Raw genomic sequence first — 16,003 nt, forward strand, 5'->3', positions numbered from 1 at the left:
GGCGGCTAAATTGGGAGGAATCGCGTGGCCAGTGACGGCGTGAGAAGCGTGTTGACGGCGATGCGGGTGCTGGAGCGGCTTACCGAGCCCGGTCTGGTGGGCGTATCGGAGCTGGCAAGAGACCTGGGACTCCCGAAGTCGTCCGTACAGCGGATGCTCCGCACGCTTCAGGAGGGAGGTTGGGCCGCCGAGGTCCGCGGCCAGGTGACGCGCTGGACGTTGACGCCGAAGATGTTCCAGTTGGGGCAGCGACATCAAGCTGGCAATGATCTCCGCACGATAGCGCTACCGGTGATGGAGCAGCTTCGGGAGGAGACCCGAGAGACCATACATCTCGCGACGGTTAAGGGGGACTCTGTCTTTGTCCTTGAGACTCTCGACAGTCCTCAAGCAGTACGCGCGCACGTCTCTCCAGGTATGTCGATTCCACTGTTGGCCTCCGCCCACGGGCAAGCCCTTCTCTCGACACGGTCTGAGAAGGAGGTTCAAGGAGTCCTGCTCCGGGGGTTGACCGCCTACACACCATTTACCATCACGGATGTTGATACTCTTGGCTCTGCCATTCATCAAGCCCGGGTGCGCGGCTACGCGGTGAACGACCAGCAGTGGCAAGAAGGCGTCCACGGTATTGCAGCTCCCATCGTTGTCGCCGGCGTAGGGGTCGCTGGGATAGGCATCTCAACCCCGATTCATCGAATGTCTGCTGAGTTGCAAGACAAGTTCGGCGGAATGTTAGTGAAAGCTGCCATGGCCATCGCCCATCGCCTCGGAGAAGATCTCTGAGTCTGTGGCTCCCTGAGCCCGTTGCGCTTTTGCTGACATTGTTTTCCCGGATCTTGCGACGGACCCCACGTCAGCACGTGTGGGTGGCGAGTCCGTGCCTTCGATAACCATATCCAGCACTACGGACCGGTTGTCGACGGTGATTTTTTGGGCGACCGCCTGAAGCGGTTCCTGTTGGAACATAGTCAGCAGGTAGTGTCCGGGGGCGGGAAGGGGAATCGTATAAATTCCGCGCGAATCTGCCCGCGAAGTTGCTACCCGCTCGCCCGTTGCCCGCAAGAGAGTCAGCACCGCGGCGGGCGCTGCCTCCCCGCGCGCCATCGCACGCCCGCTGATTTCAAGTCGTTCCTTTAGATGGAAGTCATGCTTGCCAGTCTCACCATCAAAGTCGAAGATTTCCGCTACCGGCGCCCACCCCCTCGCGCTGGCTACTACCACATACTTCCCGACCCCCGGCAGCGCAACGGAGTAGTTACCCTCGGTGTCCACGAGGCTCCAGTCAACGGGTTCGCCTTCCGTCTGAAGGACGCTGACGAGTGCTGGCGTCAGCGTCCTGTGGTTCGGCGCCAGGACGCGTCCCTGCACCACGAGCTCGGCTGCCAAAGCCGCAGAGCGATGTGTTGCTCGTGGGATGAAGAAAGCTGCTATAATGCATGCGCCGCACGCCAGCGCGGCCGTCCAGAAGACATCTCTGAATGCGTCAAACGATGGCAGCGCGGCTTCTCCTAAGGGCATGGTGACCGAGGTGAGGATCGCGGCGATCACGGCGCTGGATGTTGAGGTCCCGATTGAACGGACCAGGGTGTTCAAGCCATTGGCGGATGCAGTTTCCGTGATCGGAACCGCGCCCATGATCAACGTCGGCATGGCGGCATAGGCGATCGCCGTGCCGATAGCCACCACAGCGGAACCTAGTATCACCCAAGCGATGGAGTCATGAAAGAAGACCCGGCCGACATAGCCAATGATCATGACTCCAGCACCCGCCATGAGGGCGCTTCTGCCACCAAAGTTGCGAATGATCGCGCCCGCCGCTGGAGAAAAGATCACCATTGCCAACCCGGAGGGCACCATGCACAAACCGGCACTATAGACAGTAAGTTCAAGTCCATAACCGGTTGCTGCAGGGAGTTGAAGTTGCTGGGTGGTAAGGAGCATATTGGCAAACATGGCAAAGCCGACCAGCAGGGACGCGAGGTTGGTCATGAGAACAGGGCGCCGGGCTGTGGTCCGCAGGTTCACCATGGGGTGACCGGCCTTCAGCTGGTAGGGCACCCAAAAGACCATGAGAACAGCGGCGGCAAGAAATAGTAGGATCACAAGTTCCGAGCGCCAGCCCCATGATCCGCCCTTGGAGATAGCCAACAGCAGTGCGCCCAGTGCTGCGGACAGCACGAGCGCGCCGATGTAGTCGAAGCGGCCAGGCGAGCGGACTTTGGATTCGGGAACCACCAGGAGCACCGCGGCCAGCAACACAACGCCGGCAGCTGCGGAAACCCAAAAACAGGCCTCCCAGCCCAAGCCTTCGTAGAGGAGCCCCGCGAGGGGAAGCCCCATGGCGCTGCCAATGCCCAACGTGGCGCTCATGAGCGCAACGGCTGAACCCATTTTTTCCTTGGGAAGTTCATCGCGCATAATGCTGATCCCCACCGGGATCAGAGATAAGGAGAATCCTTGGAGTGCTCGGCCGATGATCGTCCAAAGGAAGGTCCCGCCCAGCGCCGCGATGATGGAGCCGACCACCATGATGGCTAGGCAGATTATCATCATCTTGCGCTTGCCGTACATGTCGGCACTGCGCGAGACCAAAGGAGTAGCCACAGCGCTGGAAAGCAACGTGACGGTCACCATCCAGGACGCATCATCTCCGGAGACCGAAAAGACGGCGGGAAAAATGGGCAGCAGCGGCACGACCAAGGTCTGCATCAGCGCGACAACGGTGCCGCTCAGTGCAAGCACTGCGGTGATGGCGGAAGCTTTGCGCTCCCGACGCGGGAAAGGGGGTGCTGTCATGAACGGAGAACCTTTTCGGGAAGAAGAAACCGCCGGCAATGAACGGGCGGCACCGAAGTTGGTGAACAATCGTTCATCAACAAGTGCATGGATTATGCCTCGGCAATTCCCAAGAGATCCAACACATCTGGGCGGAACAGGTCGATTAGTCCCTCCCAAGTAGAGGATGATAACCCACGAGACAGAGGTGGTGCCTTCAACGTGGTCCGATAAGCGCGGTTGCTCTTTCGGAGTGCATTCTCACGGTTACCAGGACTTGCTGGGGTGTTTGGGAACCTGCAACCAATTAAGATGGTCGCTGCTTGCTCAGCTGTTCGTAACTAGATCTTTTACGAACGAGTCTTCCCGACTTTGGCGTCCTCCCAATCGCAAACCTGCACAGCCACGATGTCAAAGCTGCCAAAGCAGACGCGGAGTTGCACGACATCGCATGCGGATGGGCTGACAGGCCGCGTGCGGAACGGGCTGGCCGAAACGCCGCTCCATCCACGCGTCCAAGCCGACTAACGGCGCCAGTGTCAAAGGAGCCTGCTTGTTCCTGCCCCTAAGCACGGTGCTTGCCTCGGCAGCGGCGCTTCCCGGCTGGATTTTAGATGCCCCCGCGAACGATACCTTCACCAAACCGTGAGCGCCATGATTTGCGGCCGGACGTCCCCGCGGAGGTCGTTGACAACACGGGTGTGCTTGTCGAAAACCATAGTCGGGCGCGAGGTCGTGTTGTAGGCCGGCCAGGCGAGGCTGCCCGTTGAGGGGTCGCCCTTCCTGGCGAAGTTCATCCAGGCTTCGAACATCTTGTCGCCGACAGCGAAGCGGTCTCCGTTCGGGTCAGCGGCGATGCGTGCATCGTTGGAGTCCTCGCCGTCCCAGGCGGCGCCATAGTCCTGGCAGTGGAAGATGAACGGAAGTTCGACGCCGTGAGGGGACCACATGCCGTCGAAGCACGGAGTCCTCCATTGGCATTCGTACGCGAATACAGAAGCCCCCACCTGTTCGGCTTTGGCCGACGACAGCCTCAGCGAGTAGTTCCAGAAGCCGATATCGGTTGTGATCCGGAGCAACAGCTCCTTCCACGGCAGCGACGGCAAGGTCCGCCGGTATTGGCCGATCAGGGGGACAAGCTCCTCGGCTTTGACGTTGTTGACAATCGCATAGGGCGCCAGCCTCCGAGCGAGATCGAGGTCGTCAGCAAACTCCATGTCCAAGTCCCCCTGGAACGTGCCGACAAAACCCACCGTCTCGTGCAGGTCCGTGCCGATCATCATCGGGATGTGACGGGCGGTTTCAGGGGCGCCGTCGGTCCAGGAGTTCCCCCTCAGGGTTCTGCCATCGATGACCGGACCGTACTTTAGGTAGTTCGTCAACCCATCAGGGGTCAACGCCGGATCGGTCACCTTCTCCAAGTAGCGCTTAATCGCCTTCGCCGGGGCGGATTGCAGGGCCTGGAGGTCGCCCTCGCAGACACCCAGTTCCCTGTACAGGCCAGCCGTTAGGGCCCCGGCGTCCTCGGCGGCGGCGAACCGCATTGGCGCGCCGCTCATCAGGATGGCCTTGTGGAAAAGGCCCCTGCCTTCTTCCATGGCTATCAGGGTCATGACCTTACCGCCTCCTCCGGACTGGCCGAAGATCGTGACGTTGTCGGGGTCGCCGCCGAAGGACGAAATGTTCTCCCTCACCCAGCGCAGCGCGGCAACGAGATCGAGCTGGCCAGCATTTCCCGAGGTGGCGAACCGCTCGTCGGCTGTCTCACCGAGATACGTGTAGCCGAATGCGTTCAACCGGTGGTTGACGCCGACTGCGATGACGTCGCCGCGGCGCGCCATGCCGCCGCCGTCGTACAACGGCGCACCCGCCGAACCTGAGAAATAGCCCCCACCGTGCAACCACACCATGACAGGCAGCTTCGACGCGAAAGTCGCGTGGTCGGGCGCCCAGACATTGAGGACGAGACAGTCCTCGCTCTCCTCGCTGCGGTCCACCCAGTCAGGCAAGTCCCGGTTGTTTTGCGGACATTGAGGACCTAGCTCGAGCGCATCCTTCACGCCCACCCAGGGAGTAACCGGCTGGGGCGGCAGGAAGCGATTCGGCCCCGCCGTCGAGGCGCCGTAGTGAATGCCTTTGAACACGGCCAGCCCGTCGACGACCAAGCCGCGCAACCTGCCGTTTTCTGTCTCGACGATCCGGAAAGCGAGCGAGACCGGAGCCGCAGAGCCCAGCTCAGGGCGCTGCATCAGTGCGACCTCGTTGCTTTCAGCGCTTTCTGAGTAATTGTCACTGGTCAAGGTGGGTCAGTCTCCTAGTATCGGCGCCAGATAAGTTCCGAGGGATCGATTGAAGCAGGTTTCAACAAACTCGAAGATTTAAAGAATGCCTGGTCCGTTTCCGGCAATTTCGCGGGCTGCCCATCTGGGAAGTCAATTACTGAGACGTTGTCATTCATGTTGCTACTACCTTCCGGTTTTCTTCCGGGAATGTTGAAAGCAACTTATGAGGCGGAACACAAGACTTGAAGTGTAGGATCCACGGCAAATTCAGCTACATCTCGGAGAGTCTCCAACGCGCTCGTCGTCTGTTCCCGCTGACGACAAGGACGCCCGCGTCTGAACAGTATCCTGTTCCCCTGCGCTTGAGGTGACGGAAGCCCATCAGGTTTCCGCCGCCGTCGACGACGGCAAGCCGGCACCGTCCCTGGGACTTGAGGCATGCAGTCGTCCGTTCGATTGGCCACAACTCCCTGGAGGCTGTTCTGCCCTCAAACCTTCCCAGTTGGACGGCGGGCGCCTCGTCGGGCGCTTCCTCTGGAATCTCAAAGCGCTCGATAGTTGTCAGAACCCCTCCGTCTGCAGCCACGACCTGGGCCGGCTGACGTGATCGTCGGCGAAGAGGGCGAATTCAATGATGGCTTCGATATTCTTGCCTGCGTTAACCACATCGGCGTATCCGAGGCACACAAGGAGCGCGCTGCGTGCTTTGGAGACGAGTTGCATGCGGGCGGTTGACCCCAATGGCCCGTTTCCTTCGAAGCCACGGGCTTACAACTCGGCGGTGCTGAAACACAACACCGCCGAGGCCTCTAGAAAGCGCCGATCGTCATGCTTACTAGCTCGTTCGGTTCCTCGCTTTGACTCCTTAGGAGGGAACTACGGGCAGTTCGATATACGACGGACGGGCGGCGTCGTGGTACAGCCGCTGCTGCGCAGTGACGAACCGAGCGTCGCACTGGTTCCCGGTGTTCAGGTTACGATCCCAGCGCGGAAAGCAGCTATTCGTAATCTGCACCCGCAATCGATGCCCTGCAAGGAACACATTGCTCGTAGACCATAGATCAATCTCGATCTCGCGACTTTCATCGGCACCACGATCTATGCGGACAATGCCATCGCTGAGGTTAATCGAGCGGCCGTCCGGCTCGACGTCGCACAGGCGCGCAACCCAGTCGGTCGACGGCGCCGAGCTCTGAACGTTCAGGCGCACCCGAATGCGACCGGTCACTTCGAGGTCCTCCTCGAGCGCCTCCGAGGTGAAGACAAGAACGTCGGACCGGGCCTCGATGGGTGCCTGGTCGATGGGCCCGCGAGGGAACGGGCTGATGTTGTTATGCCCTCCGTACGTGGGGACCGGATCGGCAGGGTCGTAGACGAGCTCACTCGGCGCTTCGCCGCTTACCGGCGCCACCGTACTCAGGCCACCGTCTGAGTGCAGATTCCACTGCTCCATGCGGGCACGCTCCAAAGGCCAAGATTCTTCGTTGCGCCACTCATTGCGGCCCATGACAAACAGCTGCACGGGCGACACATCGCCTGCGGGGGCGTCATCGACGAGATGATGCCGGAGGAAGGCCAGCACTTCCTCGTTCCATCCGCCGTGCGGATAAGCAGCCGCGTCGCGCATCGACATGATCCCGAAGTCCCGCTCGCCGACCATGTTCATGAAGTCGACATGGGACCAAGGACCGACAATCAAACGAGTCTCGCGGCCTATCGACCGCATCGCCATGTAATTGTCGAGAGTCCCCTGCCCGCTGCTATCGAACCAGCCCGTGGTAAAGAGGCTAGGTACCTCGATGCGCTCGTGGCTTCCGGCGATGCGCATATGTTGGGTGGCCTCGATCTCATTAACCGCCGCCAGCTCGACAAACGGGGGCGGTGCGTGTCGTCGCAGGACCGGCAGTTCGTTGACCGGAAGGCCCCAATAGCCGTCCTCTGCCAGGCGGTCGATGTCGGAGATCAGCGCGTCGGCACGCTCGGCCTCCTCGCCGTCTGTCAGGCCGATCCGGGACAACCAGTCAAAGCCTGCGAAGAGTGGCCAGGAGGTGGCGTTCGCCAGCTCGACGGCACCCCCGCGAGCCACCAGACCGTTACACGGGTCCGACCATGTCATCAGGGGCGTGATCGCTTTGAGCGCCGACGGTTGCTCGAGCGCCGCCAACAATTGCGTGTTACCGCAGTAGCTGCCGCCGATCATGCCCACGCGACCACTGGAGCCGGGCAACTCGGCGGCCCAGGCCACGGTGTCTGCGCCGTCGCGTCCCTCGTGCCGAAGGGGCTCCCACACACCATCTGATGCATGGCGGCCCCGGACGTCCTGGACGACTACGATGAAGCCGCGCTGTGCCGCCTCTGTAGGCGAAATTCCATTCCATGCGTTTTCGGTAATGGCGCCCTTGTCATAAGGCGTGCGGACCACCAACGTCGGCCAACGCCCATCGCCGGTCGGACGGTACACGTCCGCCCTCAGCACAACCCCGTCGCGCATGCGTGCGGGAACATTAAACTCGACGAGCACAGACACGGCTGCACCGCTGGGACCCTGCGCGACGTCGTTACTCAATCCAAGTTCCGTTGTACTCATGCTTACTCCTTCACACTTGCGCCAGTTCACCCGAGGCGGGATATGCGTCACGCTAGGACAGCTGCTCCAGCGACGCTATTGGAATAGCACCAATCGCCTGACACAAACTCTGGTCAAAGTCTTGTTGGCAGGTTGGCTTCAATCGATTGGTGAACGCCCGGTAACACCTCGAGCAATGACAACGCCTGCCAGAAAACGCGGCAAATGTGCTGGCAAGGCCTCTCCAACGCCACTATTAACGGTTATCGGGTATAACGACCGGGTCACCCAGAGGAGTCATGTATTTTCTTGATATTTTCACGCTATCTCGGGCAATTCCAGACCACTCCCCGGTAGGAGCGCTCCAATAGTTTGTGAATCCCTTGGAGCCTCGAACCCTAAGCTCGTGTCGCGCGCCCATCCCCTCGAACAAATCTGGCTAGCCGAGGGACCACCGGCATGTCGCGCCCGTGACCCGCAATCTCGACTGGGACATGAAATCCACAGACCAAGCACGAAACAAGTCATCCACACCAAAAGCTGGCGACCGACCTCGCTAAACCCGCCTAACCAACTGACGGATCCTGGCTCACGGCAGTCCTAAACCAGGTGGACTCCTCACCGGTGACCGTCGTAGCCGTCAAAGAAGCCTCCGCCTCAACCCGCCACACGGCGACGTGTAGCTCTTCCGTCCCGGACTCTCCGTCTCCGAGCTCACCCACCCGGCCGACGCATCTTCCTGCCACGCTGTAGCCTCAAAGACTGCCTCGCCGAATAACTCCTCCGACTCGGACCCCGAAGTGTTCGGCGAAGCGACCCGTACCCTGAGTACTTCCCAGCGCGTCACCGAGTGGCCGGCCGCTTTCGACCGGCCACTCGGGATCGCACTTTGGCGGCAAAAAGCTACCCAATCCAAGGCTCAATCATTGTCGGCCGATGTTACTGTATGTTTCTGGCTTCGCCTTGCGGTAAAAGAGAGCCATCATGATGCCTAAAACAAATAGACCCACAATCAGTGTCATCAAGGCGGCGCTTAGCACAGGCGATCCTCCAACAAGGGCCGTGAAGTCCAGAGCTGCCAAAATCAGGCCGGTCCCGAGCCCAAGGATTCCCAGAATCGGGAACACAATTCTGCTCCAGACCGTGTGACCCATGCCGTGCCGACGCAGGTAGAGCGGGACCGCAATACTAGCCACAAAAATGACGCCCAGAATCACGAAGCTTGAGATCCCGAGCGCTGCCGCGTAAACGTCGATAGCAGCCAGCCCGGCAACCGCGACGATGACGTTGAGGACCAGGCCAGCAGCGCTCGTTGCCATTGATGCCATATATGGCGACCCATGCCGGCTGTGTACGCTGCTGAGCTTTCGCGGAAAGATCTTGTCTGCGCTGAGATTGAACAAATAGCGTGCGGTGATGTTGTGTCCGGCCAGAATGACAGCAAAAGTACTGGTGTTGACGAAGATCGTGGCTATGTCAGAGAACACGATGCCTCCGAAGTCCACCAGTGTGCCGGTCATGGATCCGGTGGGATCGGCGGTTGCGAGTTCGACAGCTTTGTCGATGCCAAGGGCGTTAATAAACCCCAGCGATGACACGGCATAGATGGTCATTGCAACTGCAATGACTGCAAACGTGACGCGTGGAATGACACGATTCGGATTCCGGACCTCTTCACGGAACAGGACGGTAACTTCGAAACCACCGTACATGCCAAGAGCAAGGAGCAGCCCCGAGCTGAAGGAACCATCGAACCAGTGAGTCGGGAGAAGGGGGGCCATTGAGATGCCGGCATGGTTAGCTCCGCTGTTGATGAAGACAAAGAGGTCATACCCGACAATGATGATGATCTCAAGGAATAGGAATGCCGTCAGGAACTTCGCGGAAAGTTCGATGTTGAAGTAGCCGAGGACTCCAGCTCCGGCCCAGAAAACGGCCGCCCAGACCCACCACGGGAGGTCAGGCCCGTTCATGGTGGTATGGACGAGTTCGCCCAGAACGATACCGCCGAAAGGTAGGGTTCCGGCATAGACGCAGAAGTAGCCGAGCAACGCGACAAACCCTGATCCCAGACCTACTTCCCGTCCAAGTCCTGCCGTGATCATGGAGTAGAACCCGCCTGGTTTCGGCATGATCTTGGACATGCGAGTGAACCCAACGGCGAAGCATCCTAGGATGAGGCCCGCAACAACGAATGAGATAGGCGTGCCAAGTCCGCTGCCGGTGGCGACCATGATCGGGATAATTCCGATCACGACCACCATGGGGGCGTTGTAGGCCATCACGCTGAAGAAGAGCTCGAGGGATCCCATCTTGCCTGACAGATGTGGCCCCGACTGTTGCGTCTTTCGGGTCGTCATTCCACTTATAGTGTCCATAACCTGTGCCTTCTTGGTAAGTATTTGAATTGTCTGCGGGCGGGCGGTCACTTACTGGATCGCTTCGTTGACCATCTCGACTTCCGCGGGGTTAGACCAAGGATGTGCTGCCTTCGACGGAGACCTACTTTGTGGCTTCGGTCACTTCCGGCGTAGACAGATAGTGCCGTCTTATCGCTGCCATCGGAAACTAGAAAACTGCCGAAGGCATGCTGCCCACGTTGGCACTAGTCCAACAGCAGCTGCTCCCGAACGTACGGCATCACGCCAAGTCGGCTGGATGAGGCAGCCAAGTTTCTGGTCTTCATCCAAAGCTTCGATCGAGGATCGTCGCGCGGCCAATGGCCCACGGGGCAATGGTGAGCGATGGCCCCAATAGCTGATCCGGTCTCGGCCCAGCGAGCCGTCCTGTGATCTGCGAAAACTCCAGAATACTGACGAACCCTCTGGCTAACTCCCCGACCGCCCGGGTAGCGCCGAACGAGAACGGGCCGGGAAGATCGCTGCCGCCCTGAAGCTTCCAACGTTCGCACGTGTACACCGGAAAATCGCTGGAGCCCCGCCGGATCAGCAACCCCTTGCGCTGATTTTCGGACATACACGGGAATGAATATCGATCCGGAGCGCTTGTCAGAATCGCCCTGGGGGTGGAAACCCTAATTCAGCCCTGGATCCTTCAGTGCCCCCTGCACGTCAGACGGACCAGTCGCAGGCGGCGTCTTCTGAAGGGACACCAGAAGAGGCGCTTTTCCGTGGTCATGAGCCGCTATAGGTATGCAGAAGCGATCGGCAGATTAGTACCGGGGCTTTGGGAAGGGGACAGATTATTCGAAGGGGAACCCTCGGCCCTCGCCATTTTTGGTCGAACGGACCACATGCTTCATCATCCTCGTGCACCTGGCAGGGAACCGCGGAGCTGAGAATCCACGCGATCGCGGCCGAAGCCATGAGACTTCCGCCAGCCCAATCTATTAGCCATTGACGCTCCGCATCGGACCAGCTATCTTCGAATGTACAGATGTACATTCACAGTGATGCGCATCACGTATGATCCCAAAACGATGGAGTAGCCATGTCTGTAGAAGCCAATCCCCGCCGATCCCCTGCCGACGAGTACACCGGACCTCCCGCCGAGCTATTCCGAGGGCAGGATTGGTTTACGCGCGACCTCGAAGCGATCTTTTACTCCAAGTGGCTCGTCGCCGGCCACGTCGACCAACTCGACCAGCACGGAAAATACGGTTACGTCACTTTCCGGGTAGGCGCAGCCGAGGTTCTTGTCCGCCGCGCAAAGGACGGTAGCCTCCGCGCGTACCACAACGTTTGCCCCCACCGCGGCGCCCGGCTGTGCGATGGACCCAGCGGTGACGCCCGCAGTCGGAACGTAGTTTGTCCATACCACCAGTGGACCTTCGGAGTTTCCGACGGCGACCTGTTGAACTCGCGAGGTATGCACGCAGACTTCGACAGCGCGTCTTACGGCCTTAGGCCAGCGCACGTTGACGTCTGGAACGGGATCATTCTCATTTCTTTCGCAAACGAGGCACCCCCCGCGATCACCGAGAGCCTCCACGAGGTGGACGCGGGGGGATATGACCTCAGCAGTATGAAGCTGGCCGCTACCTCTTCACACGAGATTGCAGCGAACTGGAAAATTGTCGTCGACAACAACATGGAGTGTTACCACTGCGGGGTCAGCCACCCTGAGCTGTCGGAAATTTTGGACTGGGAGTTCCTCGACGACGAGGAAAACTTCGACAGCTTCTGCACCCAGAGGGCCGCTGGCCTCGATGTGTTTACGTTCCCACTCCCTGTACCGCACGTCTCGATCGGAGGCAAAAGGGTCAGTGCGGTTCCTCTTTCGAGACTCGACGGGCAGCCCGCTGCAGAGTCTCACGCCGTGCACTGGGAACCGGGAATCGCCCTCGTGGCCGCTGAGGACCATGCGTGGCTCTTTGTGCCCATCCCCACCGGCCCAAGCACCACCGAACTTCGTCAGTACTGGTTCGTCCACAAGGATGCCGTCGCTGGTACCGACTACGACGAAAAGACACTAATGGAGTTCTGGAACACCACCATGCTCCAGGATCGCGGCCTATGCGAAAGCGTGCACCAAGGGATGGCCAACCCGGCATACAGGTCAGGTCCGCTGAATCGCAAGTATCAAGGATTCAATGCTGGGTTCTACCGCTGGTATGAACAGCAAATGGTGACACGTTTCCCCGATCTCGCCAATCAGGTAGTTCCTTTGCGTGGCCCAGGAAGCGGTAACGGTGAATAGCTCGTATATAATGCGACCCAAGTCAGGAGAGCTGCGGTGAACGCCGACATGAGGAGTCGACATTATCCGTCCGCGACTTTGACGGACGAGTACGACGGTGAAGCTGTGGTTGTTGACAAGATTCTCGCTGCGGACGGAGTGGTAGCCCTTCACCTGGGGGCACCAGGCGGAGGGGAACTCCCGTCGTGGTCGCCAGGCAGCCACCTGGACCTTGGGATTCCAGGTCTACCAACGCGTCAGTACTCGCTATGTGGAGACCCCCACGACCGCGCTACCTACCGAGTTGGAGTTCTTCGTTCCCCGAGCTCAAGAGGTACATCGCGCCACATCCATGACAATCTTCGCGTCGGCGACACCGTCAACCTTCGAGGTCCGCGCAATCATTTCCCGCTTCGGGAGGCGGCCCGCTACATCTTTGTAGCAGGCGGGATCGGCGTTACCCCCCTGCTACCGATGATTGCTCATTTAGAAGCAGCGGGGGCCCAATGGACGTTGGCCTACGCTGGGCGCCGCAGACAGTCCATGGCGTTCCTCGACGAGTTAAGCCGCTATGGTCCCAAGATTGCCTACTTTCCGAAAGACGAGACAGGCCCGGTGGATCTCGCGTCAGTTCTGGGTGAACCAGATGAAGACACCTTGATTTACTGCTGCGGACCAGAGCGACTACTTTCTGACGTGCAGGCGCATTCCGCACGATGGCGCCCTGAGGCCCTGCGCTTGGAAAGGTTTTCGCCAAGAATCCAGTCACAAGAATCCGGCACGGACACCGAGTTCAAAGTCAAGCTCGCTCGCAGCGACCTTGAGGTGGCTGTGCCGGCGGACCGCACCATCCTCGATGCCGTACGGGCTGCGGGAGTGCCGGTCGAGTCGTCTTGCCGAGAAGGCATCTGCGGGACGTGTGAGGTGACGGTGCTTGACGGGCTCCCCGACCACCGTGACTCCGTGCTGGACCAAGACGAACGTGATGCCAATGACTGTATGATGATCTGCGTTTCGAGATCGCGCCATCAGCGGCTCGTGTTAGATCTCTGACCTGCATGCATCCGAAACCGAGGGTCAGGGGTGTTTGAGCCAACATGGGTTACTCAGCACCTAGCTGAAGACCTGTTATGGCGTTGGTCGCTAATCAAAGTCATCGACAAAGGAGATCCGGGTTCGTCCGATCCTGCGGCATAGAGGATGATGGTATTCGTGCCTAAGGGAGTAATAGATACAGATCGCCGCAACCGTCTGGTTCACGCCGCCGCGGAAATAGTTGCGCAGCGCGGTGTGGACGGGCTGACGCACCGCGCTGTCGCTGCGGCGGCGGGAGTCCCGTTGGGCTCGACGACATATCACTTTCGTTCGTTAGATGATCTTTTGCTCGCGGCTGTGGAGCAAGCCAAGGAGCGTTGGGACTCATCCGTTGCGTTCTGGGAAAGGAATTTGGCGGCGGGCACCGAACTCGCGCGTGCGTTATCGGAGTTCACAGCACGGATGACGAACGAAACTCGACCTCAGGCAATCGTCGAGTACGAGCTTTACATCGCGGCTCTACGTCGACCTGCCTTGCGGAAGCTCAGCCTGGATTGGGATGAAACTCTGCCGAGAGCGGTCGCTCGACATACTGACTGGTTAACGGCGCAGGCCCTTTCAATGGCGGTCGACGGTTTGGTTGTGCGTTCACTGGTCAGCGGCAATCCACTCGATGTAACCGCTATCGAACCGATCTTCCAGCGCATCCTTCGTGGCTGAGACAGGGGCGCGACAGGCTGGCTAGAACGCCTGCTCCGAATGTTCCTTTCGGCGGCGCCTCCTGCGGCCGCTTCGGGACCAACGGTTAAGTGGCTCGAACCGGGGATCGGGATCAAGCGAGCGCCCGGATAAAAAACCCGAGGGCCTGAGCCCTGAACTGATTCCTGTTTGTTGGACTGGCTGCATTTCAATCCTAAAACTGCGAGGGCCTGGGCTGGGTATTGCACCGCCTGCGTAGCTTTCACTGCTGGCACCCAGTAATGGCGCCAGAACAGCTTATGCACCGTCCGTTCCCCTTCGGGCATCGTGAACAGCTGATCACTGCTGCACGGCCTACCACCAACGGGATCAAGAGGTCCACGGGAGCACGGTTCAGCCCGATGGTCCGCTTGCCTGCGCTCGTCTTCGTTGGACCGATGTAGAACTGGTTCTTCCCGTCCTGCTTCCACACCTTATTGATTCGAGCTGTCGCCGGTTTCCCCACCAAATCGATGTCAGCCACGGTCAGCGCCGTCGCCTCCCCAAAGCGAGTGCCTGTCATCATCAGGAAGCTAGAAAAGTCCCGATACCACTCCCCATGCCGTCCATAATCAACCCGAACTCAGCATGGGTGAGGAACATCATTTCGTCCTCGGCCTTCTCAACGCTGGGCAACTGCATGCCACGGCAGGGATTGCGCCTGATGAAGCCGAGCATTTCGGCGGAGTTCATTGACGCAGAAATGAGGCCATGCACGTTCTTGATCGGTTTCGGTGAGCGGCCCTTGGCCATCATCGCCTTCACCCACTAGGCGATCATGCGGCAATCCAGCTTGTAGACGGGGACGTGTGGCAGAACCAAGGTCTAGCCCGCTGATGAACTCCTCAACTGAAACATCAATTTCCTTCAGGGGCTGCTGGCTGAGTGGTTGGCCCGGAGCGATCCGTTTCGAAGCGTCCCGCAGATGAAAAAGCGCACGCTCGAGGTCGGGCAGCTCTTCCATTGGCACCGGAAACGGGCGGCGGACGCCGGCTGTGATGAGGCGACGTTCTCGGTCGGAACGTCTGGCTTCACACGGACGCCGTATCGCGCCACCTCGCGGCGGATATTGGGCTGCAGAGCGCGATTGATCCAACTGCCACCCAGCTCAACGGTCGGGGGCTCCTGTTCTTTGAAGGGTCGGGCGTAGGTCCTTCCCCCGATCCTGGTGCCCCCCTCGAGGACCACTACTGAGTAACCTCGATCGGTGAGGTCCCTGGCAGCGACAAAGCCGCCGAACCCCGCGCCGACAACAAGAACGTCGTATGTCATCTTCTCCAAGCACATCGTTGTGTGGCGGCTCCTGCGCCGGCCCGTTCTGACGGTCACCGCCATCCCGACGAGTTGCCTGCGGCCGATTCCCGCGAGGGCCTGCTCGCCCTCCCGGAAGACACCGCTTTGTTCTTGCGCACCGCTCAGCGACCGAAGCCAATTCCTTTCGAACACGCCAATCTACGGCGCAACTACCGGCCACTGACTTTGACAGACCCTTCAGCACAACATACTGGTACGCGTGCATATTCAATTCGAACGATTCGAGCCCTTTTGAGCGACGATTCAGGTTTACGGAAGCCCCATTGTCGGCTCTTCAAGATCCTCGGGGAGCGCCTAAAGCGATATGCTCGAGCACACGGGCAGCTACGTTGACCATGACATCAGCCATGCAACGGCGGCTCAGATCCAACCAGACTTAGAGGAGGAGATTCTCCGTGGCAATATGTCGGTAGAAGTCGACGTGCTCCGCGGGGAGCGGGTCCTTGTTCAGGATGACGTCGGCTGCTTTTTCGGCGATCATCATGACCGGTGCGTATGTGTTGGCGTTCGGGATGGAAGGCATCACCGACGCATCGACGACTCGAAGGCCCTCAACGCCGTGCACCCGGAAGCTGTGGGGATCGACGACGGACTGGTCATCGTTGCCCATCTTGCAGGTCCCGCAGGGGTGATAGGTGGTCTCGGCGTCCTGGGA

The 16,003-nt window shown here is 59.7% G+C and carries 12 protein-coding genes; 4 read left to right on the top strand and 8 right to left on the bottom strand.

What is annotated here, in order from left to right:
* Positions 1-24: 24 nt before the first annotated feature.
* Positions 25-783: an IclR family transcriptional regulator gene (locus AC1DD5_RS24060; protein WP_477516870.1), complete on the top strand. Its 759-nt coding sequence runs from the start codon at positions 25-27 to the stop codon at positions 781-783.
* Here AC1DD5_RS24060 and AC1DD5_RS24065 read toward each other — a convergent pair.
* The 5 genes from AC1DD5_RS24065 to AC1DD5_RS24085 form a co-directional block, all read right to left on the bottom strand.
* The gene (locus AC1DD5_RS24065; protein ID WP_477516871.1) at positions 733-2,796 is read right to left on the bottom strand and encodes an MFS transporter; all 2,064 of its coding nucleotides are present in this window, start codon (positions 2,794-2,796) and stop codon (positions 733-735) included. The genes AC1DD5_RS24060 and AC1DD5_RS24065 overlap by 51 nt on opposite strands.
* Positions 2,797-3,410: 614 nt before the next feature.
* Entirely contained in the window at positions 3,411-5,075 is a 1,665-nt protein-coding gene (locus AC1DD5_RS24070) for a carboxylesterase/lipase family protein (protein WP_477516872.1), read from the bottom strand.
* Between the two features lie 543 nt (positions 5,076-5,618).
* Positions 5,619-5,798, bottom strand: coding sequence for a hypothetical protein (locus AC1DD5_RS24075; RefSeq protein WP_477516873.1), 180 nt, complete (start codon positions 5,796-5,798; stop codon positions 5,619-5,621).
* 124 nt (positions 5,799-5,922) lie between these two features.
* Complete coding sequence (locus AC1DD5_RS24080) at positions 5,923-7,644, bottom strand: CocE/NonD family hydrolase (RefSeq protein WP_477516874.1); 1,722 nt, start codon at positions 7,642-7,644, stop codon at positions 5,923-5,925.
* Between the two features lie 902 nt (positions 7,645-8,546).
* Positions 8,547-9,983: an APC family permease gene (locus AC1DD5_RS24085; RefSeq protein ID WP_442006757.1), complete on the bottom strand. Its 1,437-nt coding sequence runs from the start codon at positions 9,981-9,983 to the stop codon at positions 8,547-8,549.
* Positions 9,984-11,073: 1,090 nt separating this feature from the next.
* On the opposite strand from AC1DD5_RS24085, the gene AC1DD5_RS24090 reads away from it, so the two are divergent.
* The 3 genes from AC1DD5_RS24090 to AC1DD5_RS24100 all read left to right on the top strand — a co-directional run bounded on the left by AC1DD5_RS24090 (position 11,074) and on the right by AC1DD5_RS24100 (position 14,016).
* Positions 11,074-12,282: an aromatic ring-hydroxylating oxygenase subunit alpha gene (locus AC1DD5_RS24090; protein WP_477516875.1), complete on the top strand. Its 1,209-nt coding sequence runs from the start codon at positions 11,074-11,076 to the stop codon at positions 12,280-12,282.
* Positions 12,283-12,330: 48 nt separating this feature from the next.
* Positions 12,331-13,314 carry a PDR/VanB family oxidoreductase gene (locus AC1DD5_RS24095; protein ID WP_477516880.1) on the top strand — a complete coding sequence of 328 codons (984 nt, stop codon included), beginning with the start codon at positions 12,331-12,333 and terminating at the stop codon, positions 13,312-13,314.
* A 159-nt stretch (positions 13,315-13,473) separates the two neighbouring features.
* A complete protein-coding gene (locus AC1DD5_RS24100) occupies positions 13,474-14,016 on the top strand; it encodes a TetR/AcrR family transcriptional regulator (protein WP_442006760.1) in 543 nt (180 codons plus the stop codon).
* A 543-nt stretch (positions 14,017-14,559) separates the two neighbouring features.
* Here AC1DD5_RS24100 and AC1DD5_RS24105 read toward each other — a convergent pair.
* The 3 genes from AC1DD5_RS24105 to AC1DD5_RS24115 form a co-directional block, all read right to left on the bottom strand.
* Positions 14,560-14,799, bottom strand: a complete 240-nt coding sequence (locus tag AC1DD5_RS24105) for a hypothetical protein (RefSeq protein WP_477522942.1) — start codon at positions 14,797-14,799, stop codon at positions 14,560-14,562.
* A 102-nt stretch (positions 14,800-14,901) separates the two neighbouring features.
* On the bottom strand, positions 14,902-15,369 hold the full coding sequence (locus AC1DD5_RS24110; RefSeq protein ID WP_477516881.1) for an NAD(P)-binding protein: 468 nt from the start codon (positions 15,367-15,369) through the stop codon (positions 14,902-14,904).
* 355 nt (positions 15,370-15,724) lie between these two features.
* Positions 15,725-16,003 (bottom strand): GMC oxidoreductase (locus tag AC1DD5_RS24115; protein WP_477516877.1); only part of this gene is annotated, 279 nt, incomplete at its 5' end.

The sequence above is a fragment of the Paenarthrobacter sp. 10L420 genome, from assembly GCF_056395385.1.